At 60.9% G+C, this 23,641-nt stretch carries 35 protein-coding genes; 13 read left to right on the plus strand and 22 right to left on the minus strand.

Features of this window, described 5'->3' with window-relative positions; genetic code table 11:
• Positions 1–47: 47 nt before the first annotated feature.
• The 7 genes from DOM58_RS13655 to DOM58_RS17760 form a co-directional block, all read right to left on the minus strand.
• Complete coding sequence (locus DOM58_RS13655; protein WP_110693296.1) at positions 48–1,352, minus strand: phage major capsid protein; 1,305 nt, start codon at positions 1,350–1,352, stop codon at positions 48–50.
• Between the two features lie 75 nt (positions 1,353–1,427).
• Complete coding sequence (locus DOM58_RS13660; RefSeq protein WP_110693297.1) at positions 1,428–2,354, minus strand: S49 family peptidase; 927 nt, start codon at positions 2,352–2,354, stop codon at positions 1,428–1,430.
• Entirely contained in the window at positions 2,342–3,535 is a 1,194-nt protein-coding gene (locus DOM58_RS13665) for a phage portal protein (protein ID WP_245392276.1), read from the minus strand. Before DOM58_RS13665 ends, DOM58_RS13660 begins: the two co-directional genes overlap by 13 nt.
• A gap of 80 nt (positions 3,536–3,615) precedes the next feature.
• Positions 3,616–3,801, minus strand: a complete 186-nt coding sequence (locus tag DOM58_RS13670) for a hypothetical protein (protein ID WP_110693299.1) — start codon at positions 3,799–3,801, stop codon at positions 3,616–3,618.
• Positions 3,795–5,510: a terminase large subunit gene (locus DOM58_RS13675; protein WP_110693300.1), complete on the minus strand. Its 1,716-nt coding sequence runs from the start codon at positions 5,508–5,510 to the stop codon at positions 3,795–3,797. The genes DOM58_RS13670 and DOM58_RS13675 overlap by 7 nt, the downstream gene beginning before the upstream one ends.
• 6 nt (positions 5,511–5,516) lie before the next feature.
• On the minus strand, positions 5,517–5,990 hold the full coding sequence (locus DOM58_RS13680) for a phage terminase small subunit P27 family (protein ID WP_110693301.1): 474 nt from the start codon (positions 5,988–5,990) through the stop codon (positions 5,517–5,519).
• A gap of 168 nt (positions 5,991–6,158) precedes the next feature.
• The gene (locus tag DOM58_RS17760; RefSeq protein ID WP_245392277.1) at positions 6,159–6,293 is read right to left on the minus strand and encodes an HNH endonuclease; all 135 of its coding nucleotides are present in this window, start codon (positions 6,291–6,293) and stop codon (positions 6,159–6,161) included.
• A gap of 215 nt (positions 6,294–6,508) precedes the next feature.
• On the opposite strand from DOM58_RS17760, the gene DOM58_RS13690 reads away from it, so the two are divergent.
• A complete protein-coding gene (locus DOM58_RS13690; RefSeq protein ID WP_157957549.1) occupies positions 6,509–7,237 on the plus strand; it encodes a hypothetical protein in 729 nt (242 codons plus the stop codon).
• Here the strand turns inward: DOM58_RS13690 and DOM58_RS17520 are convergent.
• The 13 genes from DOM58_RS17520 to DOM58_RS13755 form a co-directional block, all read right to left on the minus strand.
• Positions 7,218–7,472 (minus strand): hypothetical protein, encoded by a 255-nt coding sequence (locus tag DOM58_RS17520; RefSeq protein WP_157957550.1) that lies wholly within the window; start codon positions 7,470–7,472, stop codon positions 7,218–7,220. The genes DOM58_RS13690 and DOM58_RS17520 overlap by 20 nt on opposite strands.
• Before the next feature lie 213 nt (positions 7,473–7,685).
• Positions 7,686–7,913, minus strand: coding sequence for a DUF7940 domain-containing protein (locus DOM58_RS13700; RefSeq protein ID WP_110693305.1), 228 nt, complete (start codon positions 7,911–7,913; stop codon positions 7,686–7,688).
• The gene (locus DOM58_RS13705; protein WP_110693306.1) at positions 7,910–8,275 is read right to left on the minus strand and encodes a hypothetical protein; all 366 of its coding nucleotides are present in this window, start codon (positions 8,273–8,275) and stop codon (positions 7,910–7,912) included. The genes DOM58_RS13700 and DOM58_RS13705 overlap by 4 nt, the downstream gene beginning before the upstream one ends.
• Positions 8,272–8,601, minus strand: coding sequence for a phage holin family protein (locus tag DOM58_RS13710; RefSeq protein ID WP_110693307.1), 330 nt, complete (start codon positions 8,599–8,601; stop codon positions 8,272–8,274). Before DOM58_RS13710 ends, DOM58_RS13705 begins: the two co-directional genes overlap by 4 nt.
• A 25-nt stretch (positions 8,602–8,626) precedes the next feature.
• Positions 8,627–8,902: a hypothetical protein gene (locus tag DOM58_RS13715; RefSeq protein ID WP_110693308.1), complete on the minus strand. Its 276-nt coding sequence runs from the start codon at positions 8,900–8,902 to the stop codon at positions 8,627–8,629.
• On the minus strand, positions 8,899–9,495 hold the full coding sequence (locus DOM58_RS13720) for a lysozyme family protein (RefSeq protein WP_110693309.1): 597 nt from the start codon (positions 9,493–9,495) through the stop codon (positions 8,899–8,901). The genes DOM58_RS13715 and DOM58_RS13720 overlap by 4 nt, the downstream gene beginning before the upstream one ends.
• Before the next feature lie 500 nt (positions 9,496–9,995).
• Positions 9,996–10,592, minus strand: a complete 597-nt coding sequence (locus DOM58_RS13725; RefSeq protein WP_110693310.1) for a hypothetical protein — start codon at positions 10,590–10,592, stop codon at positions 9,996–9,998.
• A 25-nt stretch (positions 10,593–10,617) separates the two neighbouring features.
• On the minus strand, positions 10,618–10,920 hold the full coding sequence (locus tag DOM58_RS13730; RefSeq protein WP_223162188.1) for a DUF1064 domain-containing protein: 303 nt from the start codon (positions 10,918–10,920) through the stop codon (positions 10,618–10,620).
• Positions 10,921–10,975: 55 nt separating this feature from the next.
• Positions 10,976–11,260, minus strand: coding sequence for a hypothetical protein (locus tag DOM58_RS13735; protein ID WP_110693312.1), 285 nt, complete (start codon positions 11,258–11,260; stop codon positions 10,976–10,978).
• A gap of 145 nt (positions 11,261–11,405) precedes the next feature.
• Positions 11,406–12,188, minus strand: coding sequence for a Rha family transcriptional regulator (locus DOM58_RS13740; RefSeq protein WP_110693313.1), 783 nt, complete (start codon positions 12,186–12,188; stop codon positions 11,406–11,408).
• A gap of 2 nt (positions 12,189–12,190) precedes the next feature.
• Complete coding sequence (locus tag DOM58_RS13745) at positions 12,191–12,916, minus strand: replication protein P (RefSeq protein WP_280951142.1); 726 nt, start codon at positions 12,914–12,916, stop codon at positions 12,191–12,193.
• Positions 12,828–13,703 (minus strand): helix-turn-helix domain-containing protein, encoded by an 876-nt coding sequence (locus tag DOM58_RS13750; RefSeq protein ID WP_110693315.1) that lies wholly within the window; start codon positions 13,701–13,703, stop codon positions 12,828–12,830. The genes DOM58_RS13745 and DOM58_RS13750 overlap by 89 nt, the downstream gene beginning before the upstream one ends.
• Positions 13,700–14,032 carry a hypothetical protein gene (locus DOM58_RS13755; protein ID WP_110693316.1) on the minus strand — a complete coding sequence of 111 codons (333 nt, stop codon included), beginning with the start codon at positions 14,030–14,032 and terminating at the stop codon, positions 13,700–13,702. The genes DOM58_RS13750 and DOM58_RS13755 overlap by 4 nt, the downstream gene beginning before the upstream one ends.
• Positions 14,033–14,151: 119 nt before the next feature.
• Here DOM58_RS13755 and DOM58_RS13760 point away from each other — a divergent pair, with 119 nt between their 5' ends.
• The gene (locus DOM58_RS13760; RefSeq protein ID WP_110693317.1) at positions 14,152–14,439 is read left to right on the plus strand and encodes a hypothetical protein; all 288 of its coding nucleotides are present in this window, start codon (positions 14,152–14,154) and stop codon (positions 14,437–14,439) included.
• Between the two features lie 135 nt (positions 14,440–14,574).
• Here DOM58_RS13760 and DOM58_RS13765 read toward each other — a convergent pair whose 3' ends face one another.
• Positions 14,575–14,859: a helix-turn-helix domain-containing protein gene (locus DOM58_RS13765; RefSeq protein WP_110693318.1), complete on the minus strand. Its 285-nt coding sequence runs from the start codon at positions 14,857–14,859 to the stop codon at positions 14,575–14,577.
• Between the two features lie 105 nt (positions 14,860–14,964).
• On the opposite strand from DOM58_RS13765, the gene DOM58_RS13770 reads away from it, so the two are divergent.
• The 4 genes from DOM58_RS13770 to DOM58_RS13785 all read left to right on the plus strand — a co-directional run bounded on the left by DOM58_RS13770 (position 14,965) and on the right by DOM58_RS13785 (position 17,474).
• Positions 14,965–15,717, plus strand: a complete 753-nt coding sequence (locus tag DOM58_RS13770) for a S24 family peptidase (protein WP_110693319.1) — start codon at positions 14,965–14,967, stop codon at positions 15,715–15,717.
• A 772-nt stretch (positions 15,718–16,489) separates the two neighbouring features.
• Positions 16,490–16,903, plus strand: coding sequence for a helix-turn-helix domain-containing protein (locus DOM58_RS13775; protein ID WP_110693320.1), 414 nt, complete (start codon positions 16,490–16,492; stop codon positions 16,901–16,903).
• Positions 16,900–17,202, plus strand: coding sequence for a hypothetical protein (locus tag DOM58_RS13780; protein ID WP_110693321.1), 303 nt, complete (start codon positions 16,900–16,902; stop codon positions 17,200–17,202). The genes DOM58_RS13775 and DOM58_RS13780 overlap by 4 nt, the downstream gene beginning before the upstream one ends.
• Positions 17,190–17,474 (plus strand): hypothetical protein, encoded by a 285-nt coding sequence (locus DOM58_RS13785; RefSeq protein ID WP_110693322.1) that lies wholly within the window; start codon positions 17,190–17,192, stop codon positions 17,472–17,474. The genes DOM58_RS13780 and DOM58_RS13785 overlap by 13 nt, the downstream gene beginning before the upstream one ends.
• A 242-nt stretch (positions 17,475–17,716) precedes the next feature.
• On the opposite strand, the gene DOM58_RS13790 is transcribed toward DOM58_RS13785, so the two are convergent.
• On the minus strand, positions 17,717–18,526 hold the full coding sequence (locus DOM58_RS13790; RefSeq protein ID WP_157957552.1) for a hypothetical protein: 810 nt from the start codon (positions 18,524–18,526) through the stop codon (positions 17,717–17,719).
• Positions 18,527–18,929: 403 nt separating this feature from the next.
• Here DOM58_RS13790 and DOM58_RS13795 point away from each other — a divergent pair, with 403 nt between their 5' ends.
• From DOM58_RS13795 to DOM58_RS13825, 7 genes are read left to right on the plus strand one after another with little or no spacing between them, the layout of a single operon-like run.
• A complete protein-coding gene (locus DOM58_RS13795) occupies positions 18,930–19,217 on the plus strand; it encodes a hypothetical protein (RefSeq protein WP_110693324.1) in 288 nt (95 codons plus the stop codon).
• 1 nt (position 19,218) lies between these two features.
• Entirely contained in the window at positions 19,219–20,154 is a 936-nt protein-coding gene (locus tag DOM58_RS13800) for a recombination-associated protein RdgC (RefSeq protein WP_110693325.1), read from the plus strand.
• Positions 20,151–20,393, plus strand: coding sequence for a glutaredoxin domain-containing protein (locus tag DOM58_RS13805; RefSeq protein WP_110693326.1), 243 nt, complete (start codon positions 20,151–20,153; stop codon positions 20,391–20,393). Before DOM58_RS13800 ends, DOM58_RS13805 begins: the two co-directional genes overlap by 4 nt.
• Positions 20,390–20,683 carry a hypothetical protein gene (locus tag DOM58_RS13810; protein ID WP_110693327.1) on the plus strand — a complete coding sequence of 98 codons (294 nt, stop codon included), beginning with the start codon at positions 20,390–20,392 and terminating at the stop codon, positions 20,681–20,683. The genes DOM58_RS13805 and DOM58_RS13810 overlap by 4 nt, the downstream gene beginning before the upstream one ends.
• Positions 20,680–22,287: a DNA cytosine methyltransferase gene (locus DOM58_RS13815; protein WP_110693328.1), complete on the plus strand. Its 1,608-nt coding sequence runs from the start codon at positions 20,680–20,682 to the stop codon at positions 22,285–22,287. Before DOM58_RS13810 ends, DOM58_RS13815 begins: the two co-directional genes overlap by 4 nt.
• 9 nt (positions 22,288–22,296) lie before the next feature.
• Positions 22,297–22,818, plus strand: a complete 522-nt coding sequence (locus DOM58_RS13820) for a hypothetical protein (RefSeq protein WP_110693329.1) — start codon at positions 22,297–22,299, stop codon at positions 22,816–22,818.
• Entirely contained in the window at positions 22,811–23,161 is a 351-nt protein-coding gene (locus DOM58_RS13825) for a hypothetical protein (protein WP_110693330.1), read from the plus strand. Before DOM58_RS13820 ends, DOM58_RS13825 begins: the two co-directional genes overlap by 8 nt.
• Positions 23,162–23,641 lie beyond the last annotated feature (480 nt).

Consider the following 23,641-nt stretch of genomic DNA (forward strand, 5'->3'; position numbering starts at 1 on the left):
TGTCGATTACCCGGGCCGGGTGGCCCGGGTCTCTCGGGTGGTCGCGATTACCAGGTGACGCCGGTACCCAGCACCAGGCCTTCCGGATGACGGAACCCGATGTCGTGCTCGGTGACGACGCGGATCAGCGACTGGTTACGCGCAAAAGCGCTGACCAACTGGCCGTTGCCGTCCTTGTAGGTGGCCTCGCGGCTGAAATCGACGATCATGCCGCCGGGCTCGCCGATCACGACGTCGTTCCAGTCGGCGAAGTAGATCTCGGATTCGTTGTTGTTACCGGCGCCGCTGGTATCGAGGTTGGCCGGGATGTTGGTGGTGTGGCGGATCGGGTAGCCCTTGAGCTGGCCGTTGGCCAATTCCGGATACACCTTGTTGCCGTTGCCATCGCGCAGGCCGAACAGCTTCATGTAGGTGCGCGGCGAGAGGCCCCAGCCCGGCTCGGCGAGCAGGCTGTTGCTGTTCATCAGCGCCAGCATGAGCGAGTCGAGATACTCGTCGATGGTTTGAAGCGTGGCGGTACCGGTCCAGGCCAGCGTGCGGCTGGCATTGCGCGCCGTCTCGGCAAAACCGGTCGGCGTGTCGCCAGCGCCGGTGTCGCGAAGGAACGCCTTGTCCTCGCGGCTCGCCATGGAGTTCAGCATGTCGTTCAGGAACAGCTGCTCTGTGGCGAAGCCGGCGCGGCCGATCATCTGGTTGGAGATCGGCACCAGCGTGATCATGGTCTTGGCGTTCAGCTTCACGTCATCCAGCGTCGCATCCGAGGCCAGCACGTCAGTGCCTTCGCCGACATAGCTGGACGAGGCGCCAGAGCTCATGCGCGGAATCGATACATTACCGTTGGGCAGCGGGATGACGCGGGCGCCCAGCGCACGGACGATGGTCTTCGGCCGCAGCAGTTCGATCACTTCGTCGTAGAGGTTCTGTGGGATCAGCGCGCCACCGGATCCGCTGCTGGTTTCGATCGCCATGGCAACGTCGTTATCGCCGATCTCGTCGCGGGCGAACTTGGTGGCCATGTTGATATCGCCCTTAGATGCGGCGATCGACATGGCCATACGCGCAGCCTTGGCGCCCGGGTATTGCTTCAGCTCCGGCTTGGTATGAACGGCCGCTGATTTCACGCCTTGGCTGATAGGCGACGGCACGGGCTCTGCCGATGCGGCGTTCATCCGCTCGGTCTTCTCGAGCCGTTCGATCTGCTGGGTCAGCGAGTCGAACTGGGTCGAGAGCTGGTCGAATTCCTCGAGCTGCTCGGTCGACAGTTCGCCGCCCTCGTTTTCCGCATTCGCGAGTGCCTGCACCTTGCCATTCACGTCGGCGCGTTGGCGGCGGAGTTCTTCGATCTTAGACATGACGTTCCTCGGGGTTTCGTCGGGGCAAAGAAAAGGCGGCCTCTTGGCCGCCTCGGGTACCGCTCCGCCGCGTGGCTAGAGCGTGTTCTGGAGTTTCATGGCGCCGGCTCGCGCGGATACGCTGCCGCGGCGCGGGGCCTGCTGACCGCTGTAGCGGGCAGCGATGGCATCGATGGCTTCCTGCGCTGGCGAGATCTCATCGATCAGGCCGACGGATAGCGCATCCTCGCCGCTGTAGATCCGAGCCTCGGTACCGGTGACGACGGAGAGATCGAGTCCGCGATAGCCGGCCACCGATTCGGTGAACGTGGCATAGGCGCTATCCAGGCGTCGGTCGATCTCGGCGACGGCTTGATCGGTAATTGGCTCGTGCGGTGAGCAGTCGTTTTTATGGGAGCCGCGGAAGAAAGTGTTGAACTTGATGCCCATCTCTTCTTCAGCGCGACTGACTTCATAGGTTTCGATGATCACGCCGATCGATCCGACCATCGCTGTGGGGCTGCAGACGATCCGAGAGCACGCAGCGGCGAGGAAGTAGCAGGCCGAGAAGCTGGCGAAGTTGACCAGCGCGGTAATCGGCTTCGTCGCGGTACTGGCCTTGATGAAGTCCGCCAGCTCCTTGCAGCCCATGGCGGCCCCGCCGCCGGAGTGCATGTCGAGCACGATTTCCTCGACCAGCTCGTGACGAAGCGCCGCGTTGATCCGGGTCCGCAGTTTCTCGTAGCTCAGAACTTCCTGACACATGCCGTCGATCTGGCCAGCCCGTGCAGTCAGGATGCCGTGAATCGGGATGATCGCCAGACGGCCGACGACGCGGAGCTGCTGCATCTCGCGCGCGTCCGGATCACTGCCACCATCCAGTCGCATCGGTAGATCGTTGACGCGCCCGAGCAGGCGCGGCTCGAGTACCGAACGGACGGTCTGCATCAGATCCGGCGTGGCATAGAGTGGCGTGTTGAACACCAGCGATGCCAGGTGTGGGTAGTTGATCAGGTGCGACATAGGATTCCCTCGATGTCTCGCATTTGGTCGGGCGTGGCGTTCAACGATCTCTGCGTCTGCTGCGAGTCGTTCATGTTGAGCGGCGTGAGGTAGCGGTCCCCGCCACCGGCGATCGGCGGCATGTTCTCGAGTCGGCGTATGTCGTTGACCGAGAGCCACCCCCACTGGCGGCCGATTGCGTAGGCTTCGTAGCGGGACTTCTGGTCGCCGCGCAACAGGCCCGACACGTTGAACTCGATGTAGAGATCGCGACGCTCGGAGGGCAGCAGCAGATCGCGACGCATCGCCGCTTCCCAGCGCTTAAGCCAGGGCAGCAGCGTGTAGATCACGTAGCCGAGCGACATCGATTCGATGCCCGATCCCCACGACGTCGACTTGTCGTTGAGCTGCACCATGTGGAGCGGAATCTTGTAGAGGCGGCAGATCTCTTCGACCGAAAATCGCCGGCTCTCCAGGAGCTGGGCTTTCTCGTTGTCCATCGAGAGCTGCTTGTAGCTCATGCCCTCCTGGAGCAACGCGACAGAGAACGCGTTGCGCAGACCACCGTGACGCTCTGCAAACTTGTCGAGCAGTCGATCAACGGCGGCCTGATCCTTGATCGCCGGCTTATCGCTAGGTCGTTCGATCACGCCCGACATGGTGGCGCCACGCTCGAATACAGCAGCGGCGTGCTCCTCGGTGGACATAGCCAGGCCGATGGAGTCGGCGTTACTGGCTATCGGCGAGACGCCGACGAACCCATCGAGCGAGAAGGACTTAACGTGGTGAATCTGGCGCATCGAGACCACTTCATTGATCTCGGTCAGGTGGTAATACGGCAACCCGTCCTGGCCTTTCAGGACCTGCACTTTCTTGGGGTTGATCGGAATCAGCTCGCTGGGGTAGCCGCGCCCATCCCGCTCGATCAGCGAGTAGTGATTGCCCTCAAGCCCTAGCGCCCCTTGGCCCTGCTCGAAGTACTCGAACGATGAGTCCTTCTGATTGGGCTGGGAGTGCAGCAGGTCGTAGACCGGGTGATCGCTGGCCCGCTCTCGTCCGCCGTCATCCGTGCGGCGGTAGAGCTCGCAGGGAAGCTGCGCGACCGATTCCGCCAGTAGTGTGACGCAGGCTCGAAGCGCGCCAACGCGCAGCGCGGTGTCACTCGTGACCGTGGCACCGGCTGAGGTGCGTGTGCTCTTCATGCCGCCAACCCAGCTCGTCCAGTTGCTGGGCTCTTTCTGAGGGCGTTGCCTTGTGCTCTGGAACATGCCGGGAAGGAACATTAGCCGCCCTCCCCAGCCGGTTCAGGGTGACGCCGGGCGCTAGTCCTTGCGGCCAGCCACGACCAGGTCAGGCATAGCACGCCGGCGACGATGTACCCCGCCGGCGCCGCGACCAGCCAGGCGCCGAACGACACCAGCCCGGCACCGATGAGGCCGATCAGGAAAATCAGAATGGATGTCAGCATGTCACGTCCGAGGTGTCGTAGATGGATTCGTCGGGCTCGTCGTTTTCGGTGAGCACCGCGCGCCCCAGCGCCATCAGGATGGCGATCGGGCCGTCGATCTTGTTCTCCGGCTTTTCCTTCCGGGGATAGATGTTGTCCTTGGCATCGGCCTTGGCCACGACGTTGGACGCCATCCACGTCAGCACCGGATCACAGCTATGCCGCCAACGCCCGCCGGTGATCGCCGCTTCCATCTCGCGCATCGCCGGGCTCATGTTCTGCACGGTGTTGCGGTACTCGACGATGTCAGCGCCGTCGCTCATGAGCTGGTGCGCGAGTTGCGTTGCCCGCCAAGGGTCATAGGCGATCTCGTTGATCTGGAAGCGCCCGGAGAGATCCTTGATGTCTTCGCGGATGACATCGAAGTCGAGCTCCTCGCCATCGGTGATGATGAGGTCGCCGGAGTTCACCCAACTTTCGTAGGCGGCGCGGTTGTTGCTGGCGCGCTCGATGGCGCCCTCGGGCAGGTAACTGCGAACGAAGGCTGTCCAACGCGTCTTCATGCGACCGTTCTTGTCCTCGACCTCGTCGCGGAAAAGCAGCGCGATCGCGGCGATGTCTGTCTTGCTCGCCAAGTCGACGCCCAGCCAGCACTCACACCCCTCGAAGTCGTCGAGCGTCAGGCTGTCGTCGCCGGCAGAATGCCAATCGGCCATGTTCAGCCAGGCCGATCGGGCGCTGACCCAGATATCGAGGTGCTTGGTCAGGAATGAGTTCTGACGGCTCGGGTAGCGGACGGCGTCGCGCTGCGCTTTGAGCAGGAATTCCTCGGAGACGGAGATGCCGAAATTCGGGTTGGCCTTGCGCAGCACCGTCGGATCCTGCCAGTCATCACCTTGGTCGACCGTGTAGATGATCCCGAACAGCTCGTCGTTGGGCAGCGCACCGTCGAGCATCTGCTGGACCTGGCGACGCTTGTCGTAGCAAGGGCCAGCCGTATTGAAGCCGGCGGTGGTGATGATGAACATCAGCGGCTGGTCGCGGGCACCCATGCCGGTCGACATGGTGTCGTAAAGGTTCGGGTTCTGGTGCTCGTGAAACTCGTCGACCAGGGCACAGCTCGGCGACGAGCCGTCGCCGGGATCACCGATCAGCGGTTCGAGACGGCTACCGTCTTCCGGGATCGAGATGTTCTTGGCCATGATCTCAATGCCCGCGGCGCTGATCAGTGCCGGGGACTTCTGCAGCATCAGGCGCGCCGGCCGGAACACTTCCCAGGCCTGCTTCTCGGTGGTGGCACCACAGTAGACCTCGGCGCCATATTCACCGTCCGCGCAGAGCATGTAGTTCGCGACGCCGGCGGCGATCACCGACTTGCCGTTCTTCCTGCCGACCTCGACATACGCCTCAGTGAAACGGCGAAGCCCCGACTTCTTTCGAAGCCAGCCGTAGATCACGCAGAACAGGAACTTCTGCCACGGCTCCAGCTCGACCAGCTTTCGCTCTCGCGCCCATCGCCCTTTCGTGTGCGGCAGTAGCTGGATGAAAACGCACACCGACTCGGCGGCGTCCTTATCGAAGCGATAGCGGAATGCTCGGCCCTTGGAGGCGATCAGGTCATCGAGATGACGCTGGCACGCCTGCCGCACCTCCTTGCACGCCGGGATGCGGCCAGCCACAACGTCCCGAGCGTACTTGTTCGCGGCATTGACGTTGGGATAGCTGGCCATGTGTCGTCATCGCTTCTTGCCCACCAAGGCGGCGAATGGATTGGCGGCGTCCTTGGCGCCCGGTACCGCGAGCCGCGCACGGCTTGCGGGATCCAGACCAAGGGCGCTGCCGAACGTGTTCATCTGTTTGAGCGCTTCGTTGGCGACAGTGCATGCGGGGTTTTTCACCACGCCGCCCATCGGGCTATCGACGACGAGACCGTGCCGGGCGATGTTCTCCTCAGCCTGGCGCCACCGGTTGTAGGCTGCGCAGTAGGCCTCGAGGTTGGCGAGATCCGAGTCGGTCAGAATCTTGGAACTCACCAGCCAGGGGCCAACGCGCTCCCAAATCTCGACACCAATTTCGGAGAGCCACTCGGGTGGCGGCGGTACCTGGGTGAGCGAGTCGGCGACGGGCTCGTCATGGTTGATCGCCCGCTTGCCGGCATTGCCCTGAACCGCCTTCAGGTGGCTCGGCTTGGGCTTGCGACCTCTTGTCATTTGGCAATTCCTCTCGCCGAACCTGATTTTTCAATTTCGCGGGTATAAAAATCGAATGGAGGCGGCGGTGTCCGGGCTCGAAAAGCCCTGAAGTTTTGACCTCCCCCTCCCCACGGCGAAAATCGCGCACCAGTTCGGTGCATTCGCAGCGGATCCGGCCACCCCCGGTCACCCGCGCCCTGCATGCGCCTCTCGCGCCGTCTTCGCCTTGTGGCATGGCGAACAGATCGCCTCGAGGTTGCTGTCATCGTCGGTGCCACCAGCCTCGACGTTCACGATGTGATCGACCTCTGTCGCTGGCATCACTCGTCCAGCACGCAGGCACGTCTGGCACAGGCCCTGGTCACGCTGAAGGACGCGATCGCGGATTCGGCGCCATGGCCGGCCACCACGACCGCTCTTGCCATTCCGTCGCTGCGTCCAGCCGGTGGCCTTGTCGACGTGCTCGTCGCAGTAGCCGCGTCTGGCAGTTGTGGTGTTACGGCAGCTGGGGGAACGGCAGGGACGAGGCGGTGAGGATGGCATTGGCATTCAGATCTTTGGTGGCTGGCCGAAAAAGAGGGAATCACCCAACATTGAGCGCACTTATGACTGAGATTCTGGAGAAGTTAATACCCCTTCTATTCGGCGCAGGCGCTATCTATGGCATACCCAAGCTTTTTCTTGTGAACCTGCCTGATTGGCGTGAGAAGCGATGGCGCTTTGATAAGGAACGGTTCGATAACTTCAAGCAATGCGCTTTTTCATACATCTACTCCGACCGTGAATCTCACCGTCAGCGTGTTGAATTCGAGTATGCGATTAAAGGTTTTACTAATAAGCCGATAAAAGCGGAAATCGCCGCGCGAACACTGCTAACCCCAGATTTCCAGGAACTTATCCGATGCCTCGCCAAGGAAAACCAAAACGTTGTCTTAGATGCGGGGGTTATTAGGCGCAAATCTCTTCGAGGAAAGCTGAAGAATCTCCCGGACGACAACAAGGTAAAACGCCTGTGGAAATGGGCATTATGCTTCTACACACTATCCTGCATCTCGTGGATAGCTTCTTACCTACTTTGGGCGTTCAGGGAAAATCTGGATCAATGGAATCTGCCGACAGCTCTGATTGCATTTATTTTCCTGCTTTCTCTCGCCACGCCACTCTTAACTGCCAACCTCGCTGAAGCTGCAGCGCGCTCCGGTCGACTCAACAAGCTTAGGGCTTTAAATGAAGTCGCTTGGCCGCCTACCGGTGACATAAGCTGACCAGCATCCCGCGCATCACGAACGCCCAGTCGGTCAGTTGGCGCTCGCGATCCTGTAGCAGCCAGTAGTCATCGTCGGCCAGGCACTGCAGCTGGCTCGACTGGATCACCGGCAGCACCGGCATCGGCGGCACCGTGCACTCAGGGCTGGTCGGTGTCGGTGCTGTCGTCGCGCAACCGGGGATCGCCGAACAGCTCAGGGCGAACACCAGAGCGACGCTGTGCCATCTGTTCACGTTCGACCTCCCTTGCCTGTGCCTGATCAGCGCGCTGGCGCTCATCGATTCGTCGTTCGACTGCTCGCGCCGCCTCGACGCCTTTGGTCCTCGCCCTGGCCTTGTCGAGCTCGTCACGGGCTGCATCACGTTGCCCCTGGGTACGAAGCCCCCAAGCGGTGAGCAGACCGACGACTATGGACACACCGGCAGCCAGCCAGCCGTATAGCCGACTCATTGGAGACGGCTCCGGATGTACTCGTCGATGGCCTTCTGAGGGACCAGACGTGCGATGGCGCCAGCGATACCCACCACGGACGCCAGCACCGTGTAAGCCCACTCGGGTAGCAGGCCTTCCCAATGCGGCAGCACGTCATGCAGCGCGAAGATCAGCGTCGAGAGGATCGCAAGCCGCACCGACCACAGCTTGTGTGCCTTGCGTGCTTCCGGTACCAGCTTCATCGCTCTCGCTCCGTTCTCAGTTGCAGCTGCCCAGTCCAGCCCTCTGCGGTGGTCATGTTCGTGGTCTCCTGGCACGCAGTTAGCCGGGCGTCCGCTACGCCAATTCGATATTGCAGATCGCTGAGCTTCTCGCGTGCGATGTTGCGTTCGGCCTCGTACCCGCCCGCTTTCCGTTGCTCTTCGATCAGCGCATACCACAGCCCATACCCAACGGCCTGCTGGCTCGACTGATTGCCGTCGAGACGTTGATAGGCCTTCGAGGTCTGATATTGCGAGTAGAGCGCGAAAGCGAAGCACAACGCCGCGACCAGCAAGTGCGAGCGGCTACTGCGGCTCAACGATCGCCACCATCGGCTAATCATTTGCGCCTCCCGGGCAACCAACCAGTGAGATTGTCGAGCAGCTTATCGATGCGCTTCTCGAAACCATGAACGCCGATATAGCCGAGGAAAGCTGCGATAAACCGGCCGGTTTCTTCTTCGTAACCGTAGTGCTGAATGATCGGCAGGCTGGTCCATGCAAGAAACGTCACCATGACGGTCTCACCCCATCGCTTGGGATTACGAAGACCGCCCGAGGTGATGACACGTACCGCCGACATGAAGGCTGCACTTAGCGCGACCTTCTGCTCTGGCTGCTGTAGCCAATCGGCCAAGGCCAGACCCAAGTGCGTGATGTAGTCCGGCATCGGTTACCCCAGCGCGTTTGAGTCGTTATGCCTTTCGTTTCGTGTCTCTGAAGATCAGCACCCACAGCGCAATCATGAAGAGGTTGAATAGCGTTCGGCCTATGATCGTTCGGATATCCAGTGCCAGATTCAGCAGCCAATCGGCACCCCGGAAGGCCAGAAGCCCGGCCAGAGTTGCCAGTAGGACGTGGATGACGAACAGCACCCAACTGTCCCGAATCTTATTGAGCGAATAGACGCATTGACCCAGCAGCCCAAGCGCCAGAACCACGTTCATCACTGCCATTAGCTGAGAAATCATGCCGCCTCCTCTGCCTGCCAGACATCACGTGAATTCGTCGCCCGCTGCCCTTCGATCAGCATTGCCTGCACTCGCTGGGCCGCTTCGTCCTTCGTGATATGGCCATCCGTGTTGGCATCGAGCCCGGCATTCTGCCGATACGCCGTGGTGCCATCGGTGAAGATCACCGAGCCGCCAGGGCGTGAGACATAGGACGGCATCAGGATGGCAAGGTACATGTCCGGCAGCGTGTTGATGCGAAGCCGGTAAGGCTCGAAGTATCGGGCCACGTAGTCGAGCTGCTCGACCGCCGTCATCGCCCCCAGCGCCTCGGTCGTCGTACCCAAGCCGATAGCGGTGCGCGGCATGAACTGAATCAACCCGGTGGCACCGGATCCCGCCAGGTTCTTCTGGGCGGGGTCGAACGTCCGTCCGGTCTCGAATGCCATACAGGCCATCAGCCAATTGACATGATCGAGGCCCCAGCCGAACCGAGCCGCCAGCTCGAACAGCCGATCGATGAACGCATCCGAAACATGAGCCCCCCACGCCAGACGAACGCGCAGCGGGTATCTGCCGCCGCCGATCAGTGCGACGTCGCGAAGAAACTGCATGGGGAACTCCAGGCAAAGAAAAGCCGCCAGCGAGGGCGGCAAGATCGCGCAGCAAACCAGGTGGCGCGAATAAGTTGCCACCCATGCCCGGGGAACGCGTGGGGAGCACGTGGAGCTGGGCACAGGCGGCGAACGGGGTCAGAAACGACCGCGCCCCGAACGGTCGTAACCGATCAGGGCGCAGGAAATACAAGCTTAGCTGAATAGTACTTACAAGCGGTCATGGATACAACATGTAGTGTCCATGTTATTTTACCTATTCATTGACCCCTTAAAATTCAGAGTCGCCGGACAGCGGAGAAGACATGGTACTTGGAGCAATAACAATCATGATTGCCGTCGTGGCCGGGATTATCATGTCTAACAAGTACAGTGATAAGCCTCGTAGCCGTAGTGCTAACAACGCACTGGCAACAGTTCTTTTCGTGATAGGCGTTATCGTGGTTATCGTATTGGTGTTGGGGCATGCAATATTACGACCCATTGGCCAAGTTTAGCGGTCATGCCGTCAGCCTAGCCTGTTCACCCACGACCAATAACAACGACTTCCGAGCATTCTTTGCAGAGTTGCGCAGCGCCTCAGCCGTCTGAAACACCGTTTGCCCTGCCCCCATCGGATAACCCAGCCGCGTCATGATGATCCGCTGGGCCCCGCACACCTCCCCCTGGGTCAGCCCGCGGCTGCCCTGCTTGATCGCCTCGAGCAGTGCCCGATCGCCGCCAGCATTCAGCGCCCAGCGCTGCTCGGGTATCGCATAGCCAGTCAGCAGCAGCGCCATCCTCTGACGCTCGTTGACGTGCCCGAGCAGCGCCTTGGCCATGTTCCGCCAGCGGCACGCATATCGGAAACGCTCGGCGGCCTCCATCACGTGGTCTACCCTGCCAGTTACGCCGCCACCACCCACACCCGGCGCGATCGTGCTCACGTTGTGATGGCCCAGGTTCAGGTGCCGGTAATCGATCCGCCATTCGATCTCGACCTCGATCAACTCATCCAGGCACCGGCGCAAGGCCCGCTCTCGTAGTGCGCTCTCTGCCGGCTCACGACGAATCACCGCCAGCAGTTGATTGATCCCCATCAGCTCCAGTTGCCGCATCATTCCCTCCAGTTGCTCCCCAGCGTTACTCGAAAACCTCACGCGCCCACCCACCGCCATCTTTCTTGGCGCACTTCTTCACGGCAATGAAGCGGAACGGGAACATCTCAGCAGCAACCTTGATCTTCACCCGCCCATCGTCGCGCCAGAACCCCTTCACTTCATGGATCTCCATGAGCCCATCAGCACGCATGACATTGAAGTCGGGCGTATACCGCGTGTTGTCGGCGAGTTTGAAAGTCATACCCTCGAAGGCGTACCAGACGATATCGCCGGACTGCTTCATCGCCTCGAGCAGCTGGGCGTAGGCCGCTTCGGTCTTGTTCATGGTGCCGGCCTTCATTCGACCGAGCGCGAGATCTCGACTCATTTAAGTACATCCATCAGCTACCCCTCGCCTGTCGTCGTTCCCATGCCTGGTAGTCGGCCACGATGCGATCGAGCATCCGGCGTGCGTTATCGTTCGTGTCCAGCTCTCGGCGACTCTCGATGTTGCAGGCCTGGCGGACCGTATCGGCGACGTCCTCCTCGGTGTGCGTGCCATCGGGTAGCTGCTCGGAAGTTAGGCTGTGCCGCTGGCGCTTCCGGTGATCGAGATACAGCCGAAAGCGTGGATTGGTGCCTAGCAGTGCCGCCCGGCGTGCCTGGGTGCTGCTGTTCCGGATCATCGGCCAGACTCCCGGCGGCTCTCGCAAAGCGTGCAGATGCTGGATCCGGGGGCGAAGCCCAAAGCAACCCGCGACTGACCGCAGAGCCCGCAATGTCGGCGAGCAGGCCGACGGCGGCGCGGGCGATTGGATGGAGTTGATCGCGTCACGCCGCTTCCTCCCCGAGCACCTGGCCGACACTCTCCGGCCACTTGAGTTGCTGCACCGCCACGCCGTCGCCGTGCTTCTTGCCGGTATCCATCATTCGGCCGCCAGCGGCACGCCCCCGATCGGTCATCACCCAGTAGGCCTTGCCTTTGGCGTCCCGTTCCTGGCGTTGGTAGCCCAGGTCGCGAAGCGCTCGATTGACGGCAACCGCGCTCATATCGAACGGCAGGCCCAGTTCGGTCGGCGTCATGTATCGCTCGTTGACCGGGCTGAGGAGGTGAGTCGCGCCCAGCTCGCCCAGCAGGTTGACGCCGGTACGCTTCTGCACGGCCTGATTGACCGAGAGCAGACGCATGTTGTCGTCGAGCCCGAGCGCCCTGGCAGCGCCGTCGAGCACACTGGCAATAGCGGATGCTCGGGAAAGCGCCGTCGTGTCATCCATCGCCACCGGCGCCGGATTGGCGTGAATCTGATCGCGCATCTCGTAGAACGTGCGCACCAACCGTTTCTTGAACGCCCGGACGATGTCGCTGTTGCGCATGAACGTCAGCAGCAGGGTCGATTGCGGTTCATTGAGGCTGGCTACCTCTCGGCGCTGGGTGCCACCGCTGGTCGTGAAGGGTTGGATTTCAAATCGGACCCTTCCGAAGTCCTCGAGATCGGCCTGGTGTTCGCGCACAAGGCGAATCACCGAGGCGTGGTCACGATCGACACCGTCGGCAATCGCGATGGTGGTGGTCAGCAGCTCGCCGGCATCTCCGGCAATCACAATATCCGTCATCCTCACGCCCTCCCCGTGGCGGCTTTCAACATCGCCAGCCCCTGACTGGCATTCATTCGATGCGGCAGGCCGGCGGCCTCTGCCTGCTGCTGGGCGGCCTCACGGCTGGCACGTTCCGCCAGATCGGCGCGATTCCGCGTTGCGTCGTTCTCGATCAGCCCCTGGGCCTGTAGCGGCTGGCCCGCCATCACCCGGTTGACCAGCGCGCCGTACTCGCGAGCGAACCGCTTTTCCAGCCGGGCGCGGACGGTCTGCGCCGTGGTGCTGTGGATCTCCCGCCAGCCCACTGTTTGCCCTGCCATCTGCACCGCCTCGTGGCTCCAGCGCCATTCGCTAGGGGCGTGGCAATGGGCGCAGGCCTCATGCCAAGCCGTGTTGACGGTCGGCAGCCCGACGTCTTCCGGGCGTGGCTCGCACAGCCCGGCAAACGCCACCGGCTGAGGCGGCCATACCTCGTCGCCGCTCTTGGCCGCATCGCGGACCTGCTGGCGGAGACGCGCCAGACCCAGCTCGATATGCCGCTCGCTCAAGTGGCCCAGTTCCGCCAGCCATGAACCGTCGTCGTAGGTGCCCCACTGGTGCGAGAACTTGCTACCGAACAGCTGGCCCATGGCGTCGAACAGGTGATCGACGTTTCGCTCAGTGACCGGGGCGCCATTCGCCGTCGAAGCACTGCCCGCCGGCTGGCTGTTCGCGTTGCTGGCGGTCTCGTTCGCGCGCCTCGGCAGCTGTGAGACGACGTGCGGGAGTACGTTGGCTGCCGTTCGCATGACGGGCACCTCCGGTCGGTTTCGTGTGGGATTGGCTCAGGTCGCGGCGGAGCCAGTCGACGAGCTTCTGGGTCCAGGCCATCGCGCCGTAGCGACGGCCGCTGTCAGCATGGTGGGCGGTGAAGTTCGCCAGCTGGGCAGCGGATGGCTGGGTGTCGGATCGAAGCCCGGCACGCAGACATGCCGCAGCGAACTGTTCGGGATCGGGTTGCCAGTCGAGCGTCATCGGGAACTGGCGAGCTCCACCGGTCAGCGGTTCGCCGTCGTCGGCCAGCTGCGAGTAATCGAACAGCGCATCCGGCCCCGCGGTGTGAGTGTTGGGGTTGGTGGTAGATTCAATGGCAGATTCAAGGGGTGACACCGGTGTCACCCTCCCCCTGTCAGGGCTGTCACCCCGGGGTGTCAGATTGTCACCCTCCCCCGAGTTGGTAGAGGTAGTGGGGGTGTCAGATTGACACCCTCCCCCAACGGCCAGCCGATACCGGTTCGATTGCTGCCGACCGGTCTTGTCCTGGCGGCTTTCGACCACCACCAGACCACGCTCCTCGAGGAGATCGATGGCTCGCTGGACGCTACGCTTGGAACAGCCCATCTCCTCCGCCATCGTGCCCAGCCCCGGCCAGCAGACGTGCTGCTCGTTGGCGTAATCCGCCAGCAGCATCAGCGCCAAGCGCGATGGGGTTTTAACGTCAGTGGGCAGCGTCTTGAGGGACTGACGCGCCCAGCTCATGGCGAGAAGGCTCATGCCCTCACCTGCCCCATGGCGTCGACGTCATGCCAGTGGATGAACTCGGTACCGAGTGCGATGGCGTAATAGCGCTTTTGCTCGCGGCGGTGCCAGGCTTTGGCCTTTTCGATCCGAGCGGCAGCATCCTTGTCGAAGGGCTCCGTCAGCTCGAGCAGCGCAAGCATCGCAGCGTGATGACGAGCGCCAGCCGTAGCGATCTTCACGCGGCGTGCGTTGAAGTCGCCAGGCTCACCCGAGAGCCTCGCTTGAATGCTTGCCTGCTTGTGGGTTTCGTCGAGCAGGTCGTCCCGCGTCCAGCTCGAGTAATCCGGAATGTGTACTGTCATGGTGTGCTCCCCCGAGACATTCCCGAGATCGACACGCGGACGATCTCCGGGCGATAGAGGGCCATGCCGCCAGCGGTTACAGTGGGAGTTCTCACACAACCGACTGAAGGACCAACGACATGACCGAAAGCAAAGGTGAAGCGCGGCAGCGCTACCAACTCGAACAGAAGATCTATGAAACCGAGGCCGACCAGCGCTATGTCTTGGCACGCTTTGGCGATCACATTGCCAAGAGGGAGGAATATCGATCGAGAGACCTGAACGGCATTCACGCCCTGCGGTTCTACCTCATGCAGAAGCATCACTGGACTCCTGCAACGGTGCTGGCGATGAGCGATGACCACATCCGCTTTGCTTTGATTGAAGAGCGTGAAGGCTGGACCGTGCCTCCAGAAGCTCGGCCATAAGGTCGTCACCTTCACGGCGCGCCTGTTCAGCGTTGAGTAGCAACAGGCGCGCCTTGAGGCCATGCACCTCAGCATCCGTTTCGTGGAAATCTTTCATGTCGTGCTCCCCTACCCCTGTATGAAAAACCACCCCGGTCAGTGGGCGGTTTCACAGTGCGGTTGACTGGTAACCTGGGAGTCAGATGAAGATGGCTGATCAACCAGCTCGGGCCACATCACCATCCAGTCCTTGGGACGCAGTTGCTTACGGGTCGCCCGGCCATCGGTGGCTCGTTCGACGAGAGCAGCTGTCTCAACGGATGCTGTCTTGTGGCCATAGCCAATCAGGCGCAGGTAAGCGCGAGTCGTGCCTGTGGCCTTGATCTGCTGGTCGCTGGCTTGCTTGAGCCAGATCAGCAGGCTATCGATCCGTGTCTTCATCGGTGGCTCCAATGGATTTCCCACCAATGATTACCCATGGGTAATGCACAAATCAATACCTGCGGGGAATTTACCTGCAAGTAACGAATAGCGGACTATCACCGCATGGATATCTACGACATACGCCGCACTAACCTCCAGTCGCTTCTGGATGACCGGTTCAAAGGCAAGAAAGCTCGACTTGCCGACGCTATAGACCGCCAGTCCAGTTACGTATCTCGATGCTTGTCGACCGGAACCCACCGGAAGCGCATTGGCGAGGACTTCGCTCGTCACGTAGAAAAGGCGCTGGGGCTGGCAAACGGCTGGTTAGATCATCAGAGTGGAGTGAATGAGCCCAGGGCTACCTACGGTCGTCCAGCCAGCGATAATGAGCTGACTTTCACCGAGAACATGGACCCTTGGGACCGATCCGAGCCGATCGCTGACGACGAGGTAGAGCTCCCGCTGTATCGCGAGGTCGCCTTATCTGGCGGTGGTGGGCGAACCCAGGTAGTCGAGAACAACGGGGCGGCGTTGCGCTTTAAGCGCAGTACGCTCAGGAGTGCGGGAGTGACGAAGGAGTCAGCGGCTTGTGCCTTCGTCGAAGGTGAGAGCATGGAGCCCATACTGCCGAATGGTGCTTCGGTGGGCGTAGACACCGCCGACAAGCAGATAAGAGACGGGAAGATGTACGCGATCGACCATGACGGCCTGCTGCGGGTGAAATTCTTATACCGACTGCCTGGCGGCGGGCTTCGGATCCGCAGCGCCAATCCGGATAAGGTCGAGCACCCGGACGAAGATCTCGGCGAAAACTGGCCCGAGAAGGTCAACATCATCGGCAAGGTGTTTTGGTACAGCGTGCTGCTTCACTAAATATAACGACCTAAGTAATGACCAAAAGAAAAGCCCGCCTCGATACACCGAGTTGGGCTTTTCTCCGTTCTCAATTTGTCTTTCAATCGCCAAGCGAATCCTAAGCGATTGATTTTTCAGGATTAAAAATACTGTAAAAATATCCACAGGATATCTACACAGGAATCCTACATCTATGCTTGGAAAACCCTTTGGCTACCATATATAGTGTTTCTTGTAGGTAACGCGTTGCCTACGAACGGAAAAGGGCCCCGCTCCGCTGAAAGCTTAGGGCCCTTAAAAGCCAACGGGTCATGGGAACCCGTAGGTGGTAAACAAAAAGGCCTTGAATCAATACGTTAGGTGTTGTCGCACCAAACTGATTCAAAACCCAATGTTTGCTTACCTATGTACATCCTAGATGAGGCTATCGTTTGACACAATATGCGGCATAAGACGAGAAACGCATAAGCGATGGGCTAAATCGATGTATTGGAGTTCCATGACCATCATGAAGGTAATGATAGTCATGAAGACGAAGAAACAACCTGCACCACCTGAAGTACGTCGCGCAGCCCGGCTAATGAGGAAATGGAGGGATCGCTGTCGCCAGCCTCCTCCTCTCGGTCCTGACGGCCAGCCCAGCCTGTTCGACTAGGACACAAGCCAATGAGCCCGCCTTCATGGCGGGTTTTTTGTACCTGCCTCAAAAATAATTACCCCCAGGTATTGACCAATATATTACCCATGGGTAATAGTAATCCCACGACAACAGAACATCGTGGGTAACGACATGAACCAGGTCACGCAGGACCACCAGACAATCGAAGCATTCGGCTATCGCTGCCGAGTCGGCCGCCAGGCTGAAGGCTTCCCCACCATCAAGCAGGCGCACGTCATCGCCGGAATCGCCGCCGGGATGACCCAGAAAGAGATCGCCAAGCTGCGCGGCGTGTCTCCCGCCACCGTGAAGAGCACCGCCGAGACCCTCTACTTCTGGCTTCATGCCCAGCGCGCCACCGATGCCGTCGCCAAAGCGATGCGCCGCGGCTGGATCGCCCCGCTGCTTCTGGCTCTCACCGTCAGCGCCATTTCTCCCGATGTTCACTTGCAGCGCCCGCGCTCCAGCGGCACGCGCTACAGCATCAGCCTGACCAAGCTGTCGCGTCGGCAGGAGTCGTCTGACATCGCAGGAATCGCGGCATGATCGGCGCCACCACCTTCTGCTACCCGGCCCACCAGGTCAGTGCCGCCTACGACGAGCACATCTGCACCGATGGTGTGCCGGACATCGAAACCAAGTACCTCGCCCGGCCACGGGAGAACGGCACGCCGAGCACCGGATATCGTCCAGGGTTCTACGTGCCGAGCAATAACCGCCTGATCGTCATTATCGATCGCTGCTACGGCCGCGAGGGCAACGCCAAGGCGTGGATGGCCGACCAGATCCGCATGACCGCTATCACCCGCAAGCGCCAGAAGGAGAACACGACATGCGCCAACTGATCACCAGCCCCCTGGCGGGCGTTGCCAGCGGCGTCATCACGCTGGGCCTGCTCACCGCCGCGTCCGTTGGTCTCCCCGGACCGAGCGACTACGAGGTGCAGCTGATGCAGCAGGACCGCTACTGCGAAAGCGTCGCGACCTGGAACGCCGAAGCGGCACGCGGCGTGGCACCCAGCCGCCGCTACGGGCACCCGGATTACGACGGCATCGCCACCGACGTCTGCGCCCCGACGCTCTCACCGGTCGACGGCAGCGCCTACTCCAGCAACTGAACGACGCAGCCGCCAGCGGATGGCGGCCTGTATCCGAGAGCGCCTACCGGGCGCTGCCTGATGCAGTAGCTCTTTAACAACTCGGACCCCACGCAGTGCTAGCGGTGCGTTATCCGCTGGCCATCGGAAAAGGCTCCCAATGGCTGTCATGCCTACTCGTTGAGCCGAGAGCGTTTCCCGATGGATGAGGGCTAACTAGGCCTAAACAGCTAAACGTCATACCTATCCTCAAGACTAAACAATCACAGAACATCCTGATGCAATTCCCCGACTGCCATTGTAATGGCATCCTTACCTTTGGTGTCGTATCCAGTAGGCCCAAGTAGGAACTCTCCAAATTGAACAATCGAATTTAATTCCACTAAAAAGCTCTCTAGCTTTGAGATGTGACGATAAGGTTCATAGTTCTCAAAAAAGATAGGCAGCGAGTCAAACTCTTCAAATAGCATAGGAATCGAAACCTTGGATTGCCTGGGGATAAAGTTGATTAACTTCGAAGCACGAGCCATGCGGCATAGCTCATCTTTCAAAAGCTCATTATCAATTTTATCTTTAGCTAACTCCGTCTTGATTCCGATTATTGCAGCATAGGCCATCCTGACGGGATTCTCGCTACTCATTTCAGAATAACAAATTGTGTAGGACATTGATCTTGGGGAGTTGCCAGGAAATATGCGTCCATAAAGCACAGAACTATCCATCTCCTTTAGATCGAACTTATTCTCAAGCTGATGACAGAACTTCTCAAACTCTTCCCTATGCTTAAAATAATTTGAAAAGTTGTTATTCACGCGCATTTCCTCGATCTGATTTTTAGTTTGATCAGATCGATGCGCCGATGCCACAAGCGCAACGCCTGGAAAAACGAGAGCGACAATACCGATGGGCACTTTGAAGATACGAAGCAGACCATTTAGGCCATCACTACCCGGGACATAATACAAGGTAGTTGTTAGAACGATATATACACCAACAAACATGGCGCCAAATAATGGAGCCGCAAGAGCAATCCAAAAAAGTGGAAGTTGGAATAAAGATCGATTTCGAGTCACACCCACCTCAACTATGAATTCATCAGCTTCAATCTTAGCGAACCATCAGCGCAACAGCGAGCGCCTGACACGCCGGGCACTCGCCTTTGTGCTGCCCGCTATCCGGAGGCAGCCATGCAGGTCTATCTATCCGTGCGACGGCATTGCCGCTGCCGAATCTGCGGCGCCCGCCAGACGAAGCCCAGGCATCCAGACGAGTACGTGATCGGCCCCGTGTGCACCAGGTGCGGCCGCCGGAACACGCTCCGGATCGACAAGTGGGCGGACTCGAAACCGTGGCGCCGCGATACCTGCCGCTGCGACGGCTACCACGTCCCGCATCGGCGCGGCTCGCTCTGGTGCTACCACAACCCAGCTTACCCGGTAGACGAAGACCGCCGGCTGTTTGCCTGAGGAGGCCGAGATGACCGAAGCCACGAAAGACAGCGACCTGAATATCAGCGCGGATGCAGAAGCCCTTCTTATTTCGATTGGGGTTGATGCACTAAGGCAAGCCTGCGAGACGGGGCGCTCCTACGGTCTATGTGCCGTCAAAGTCACGAATGAAAAAGCTTTCCTCAAAGGCCTGGTGCAGCAACTGAAGCACGAGGATGAAGACGGATCGACTCCGGTGCATCACCTCTTCGACCAGGCCGTAACGCAGATGCTCGAAGACGGTGACGAGGGAATCGAAGAAGAAGAGGACGACTGACATGTGGTTCAAACACCTTCACCTTTACCGCCAGCACGACGCCGAGGCGATCGCGCTCGAAGACCTCGAAGCCGCCCTGGCCGAGTTCGCCTTCCGCCCCGTATCGCCACGAGAGGCGCGCCGCGTCGGCTGGACCACTCCTGCCGGCAAACGCAGCACGGTCCGCGTCCACGAAATCCAAGGCCACCGCCTCATTGCCATGCTGCGCCAGGAGCGATTGCTCCCCGCCGCGGTGGTCAACGAGGAAGTGGCCGAGCGCGCCGAGGCCCGCGAGCTTGCCGAATGCCAGCCGCTATCCCGCCGGGAGCGCCAGCTACTCAAGGAGCAGGTGCTCGAGGAACTGCTGCCCCAGGCATTCACCCGGTCGCAGCGTGTCGAGCTCTGGTGGGACACCACCCGCAACCTGATCGGCATCAACGCCTCCAGCCGCAAGCGCGCCGAGGAAGTGCTCGACCTGCTCCGCCAGACGCTGGTCTCGCTCAAGGTCACACCGCTGGCCACCAAGACGCCGCCAGGGCGAGGCATGACAGCCTGGCTATCCGATCCCGGTCAACGCCCCGCCAGCCTGCTGCTGGGCGACCGGGTCGAGCTGCGCGCCGCCGAGGACGACGGCGTGATCGGCGCCCGCGCCGTCGACCTCGACAGCGAAGAGATGCAGAGCCTGCTCGAAGGTGGCCGCCAGGTCAGCCGCTTGAGCCTGGGCAGCGAAGGCCAGCTGCGCGCCGTGCTGCATGACGACCTCGCGCTCAAGTCCCTCCAGTTCGACGACGCCCTACTCGACGAAGCCAGCCAGACCGACGACGGCGACGACCCGGTGGTCAGCCTCGAAACCGACTTCGCGCTGATGACCGCCGCTCTCGGCACCTTCACCGACCAGCTCGTCGAGTGGCTGGGCGGCGAGGCCGACCCGCACGCGCCGACGGAGATGACACCATGAACATCACCGTCTACAGCGGGCCTTTTTGCCAGGCCTGTGCTGCCACCAAAAGAGCCATGGACAAGGCTGGCATCGAGTACAGCACATGGACCACCGGAGAATCCCAACGCGAGCGCTTCCGTGCCGTCGGCCACCGGTCACTGCCGGTGGTCGTCGTCACCAATGACGCCGGCGAGAAGCTCGACGAGTGGCACGGGTTCCGGCCGGACAAGATCAACGCCCTGGAGGTGCCGTCATGAATGGGACCGTCATCAAGCACCCGCTCACCGGCGAGCAGACAACCCTCTCAGCGCTGGCCAGCTTCTCGGGCATCTCCAAGGAAACGCTCCGGTACCGACACGACACCCTGGGCCAGCGCGGCCCGGAGCTGATCGAACCGCCAACCGGCAACCACTACACGAGGACGCGAGCTACCACCCGCGCCGATCACGTCCGAAAGTTCCAGCGCGACGTCAACGAGTGGCTGGCCTCTCCGGCTGGCCGCCTCTCCACCCACCTGTTCCGTGACTTCCGCCGAGGTGCTGCATGAGCAATATGAATCTGTGCTTCGGTCACGAGCTGGTGATCGACAACTTCGCCGGCGGCGGCGGTGCCAGCGAAGGCATCGAGCAGGCGTTGGGGCGGCCGGTCGATCTCGCCATTAATCACGATGCCGCGGCCATTGCCACGCACACCGCCAACCACCCCGGCACCGATCATTCCGTCGCCGATGTCTGGGACATCAACCCGGATGAAGCAACAAAGGGCCAGCCGGTCGGTCTGGCCTGGTTCTCACCAGACTGCCGGCATCACTCGAAGGCCAAGGGCGGGCGACCCGTCAGCAAGAGCGTGCGTGGCCTGGCATGGGTGTCCGTACGCTGGGCGGCACGGGTAAAGCCTCGCGTCATCATTCTGGAGAACGTCGAGGAGTTCCTCGACTGGGGGCCACTGATCAAGAACGCTGCTGGCCAACTGGTACCGGACCCAGCACGCAAGGGGCAGACGTTCCGCGGGTTCGTCCGCGCGCTCAAACGCCACGGCTACGACGTCGACTGGCGAATCCTCCGAGCCTGCGACTACGGCACGCCAACGATCCGGAAGCGCCTGTTCCTGATCGCTCGACGAGACGGCCGGTCGATCAGCTGGCCGAAGCCAACGCACGGCGACCCGAAGTCACCAGCGGTACAGCGTGGCAAGCTGCCCGCCTATCGCACCGCTGCCGAATGCATCGACTGGTCGATCCCCTGCCCAAGTATTTTCGGGCGTAAGCGCGAGCTGGCAGAGAACACCATGAAGCGCATCGCCAAAGGTGTCATGCGATATGTGATCGAAAGCGGCGACCCGTTTATCGTGCCAATCGCCAACTACGGAGCCGGGGCGGTCCACGCTCATGACAGCCGGGAGCCGTTGCGAACAGTCACAGCCTGGCCGAAAGGTGGCAGCTTTGCGGTAGTCGCGCCCAGCATCACCAAGTTTCGCAGCGGCGCGGTCGGTCATCGAATGGACGAACCGATGCACACGGTAACGGCAAACGCCAACGTGTCACGGCCCGGCGTCAACCCGGGCGGCTGCGCACCGATTGGCGTTGTCTCGGCCTTCCTGGCCAAGCACTTCACCGGCGTCGTCGGCGACAGCCTGACCAATCCGGTACCGACGATCACCGCCACCGATCACAACGCCCTGGTGGCCGCCAGCATGGTCAACCTCAAGGGCAGCGAGCGCGGCGGTCGGGACGTCCGCGAGCCGATGCCCACCGTCTGCGCCGGTGGCACCCACGCGGCAGCCGTGGCTGCCTTCCTGGCGCCCTACTACGGCAGCGGATCAGGCGAGACAGGGCGAGACCTCAATGCCCCGGCGCCGACGGTTACGACTAAAGACCGATTTCAGCTGGTGACAGTGACCATCGACGGCGAGCAGTACGTCATCACCGATATCGGTATGCGCATGCTGCAGCCGCACGAACTGGCAGCCGCCCAAGGATTCCCCGACCACTACCGATTCGGAGAGATGGACGGCCGCGCGGTACCGAAACACACCCAGGTGCGTCTGATCGGCAACAGCGTCTGCCCGCCACTCGCCCGCGCGCTGGTCGAAGCCAACTTCACCCACGAACGCAAATTCATGCCGGCGCCCGCCGAGACGGTCGCGGCGTAAGGAGGCCCAATGGATCACTCAGAACTGTGCCTGCGCGCAGAGAAATGGCTTCGAAACGCCATCGGATGCGGAGTCACATTCGATGATCGATTCCAGGCAGCCACTCACAACGGCGAACAACCCGATGCCATTGGATGGAGAGATGGACTGTCGTTCCTCGTTGAAGTGAAGGTGAGCCGAGCTGATTTTCTCGCCGATCGGAAGAAGAGGTTTAGAAACGATCCAACACTTGGCATGGGCGACTGGCGTTTCTATCTGTGTCCGCCAGGCATGATCCTGCCGAGCGAGCTACCCGAAGGCTGGGGCCTGCTGTACTGCCACGACAAGAAGGTCGAGAAGGTTCACGGCGTGCCAAACAACACTCAGTACTGGATGGGGCGGCCATTCAACGGCAACAAACTGCCCGAGATGCAACTCATGTACTCCGCACTACGCCGGCTCAAGCTGCGCGGGCGCTTCCACGAGATCTACTACCCGCTGCATGCAACAGGAACTGAGCAGCTCGCCACCGCCGAGGGCGCCGATGGCTAAGTCCAAGCCGCTCCACTGGCAAGAGCCGGAGACAATCAACTGCCCTCAGTGCAACGGATCCGGCGAGTTCCGCGGCATGTTCTCGTCGGGGCCGTGCGCCATGTGTGACGGCACCGGCCTGGTCGGCGAAGACGGCGAGGCGCTGCCACCTCACGAGATCCAACCGATACTGCGCCGACAACGTGACCGGCTCGCGCAAGAACTCGAAGGCGCCCGCCAGCATTACCGCCAGCTACTGCATACACCCGGGGTGCGAGAAGCGCTCGCCGCCGAGCAGGAACGACAGCAAGAGCGGCAGCGTGACGAAGACATGGCGCACCGCAAGCGCCTGAGAGGAGGTTGAGATGGGACAAGCACAACGTAACGATAACCAGAGCTGGCTCGACCCGAAGTTCGTGCAGATATCGCGAACGGAGGCCGCGCGGATCATTGGGCGCAGCCCTACCGAGTTCGATCGGCTGCGGAAAGTCGACGCGGATTGCCCGAAGGGTTTCAAGGATGGAGTCGATCGAAGCGCACGAGTACGGTTTCGATTATCCGACGTTTACCGCTACAGTGGGATATTGATGGCTCGAGCCGAAGAAGCCGAAAGCCAGGACCAGCGATGATGGCGTCCGGCCGGCGAAGCGAGACAGCAGCGTCGGCCTTGTACACGAGCGTGTACACCGAACCGGGATAAGCCGCCTAACAGATTGATATCTATAGTCGGTTTGTGTCTCCCCATCCGCACCAAGGCAGCTTTCTTATCTCCCCTGAGCAGTTTCCCCAGCACCAAAAAGTCCGCAGCATCGCGGCTTTCTTCAGCGGATCCAGCTCCCTTCGT

The organism is Salinicola halophyticus (genome assembly GCF_003206695.1).
Lineage (GTDB): Bacteria > Pseudomonadota > Gammaproteobacteria > Pseudomonadales > Halomonadaceae > Salinicola > Salinicola halophyticus.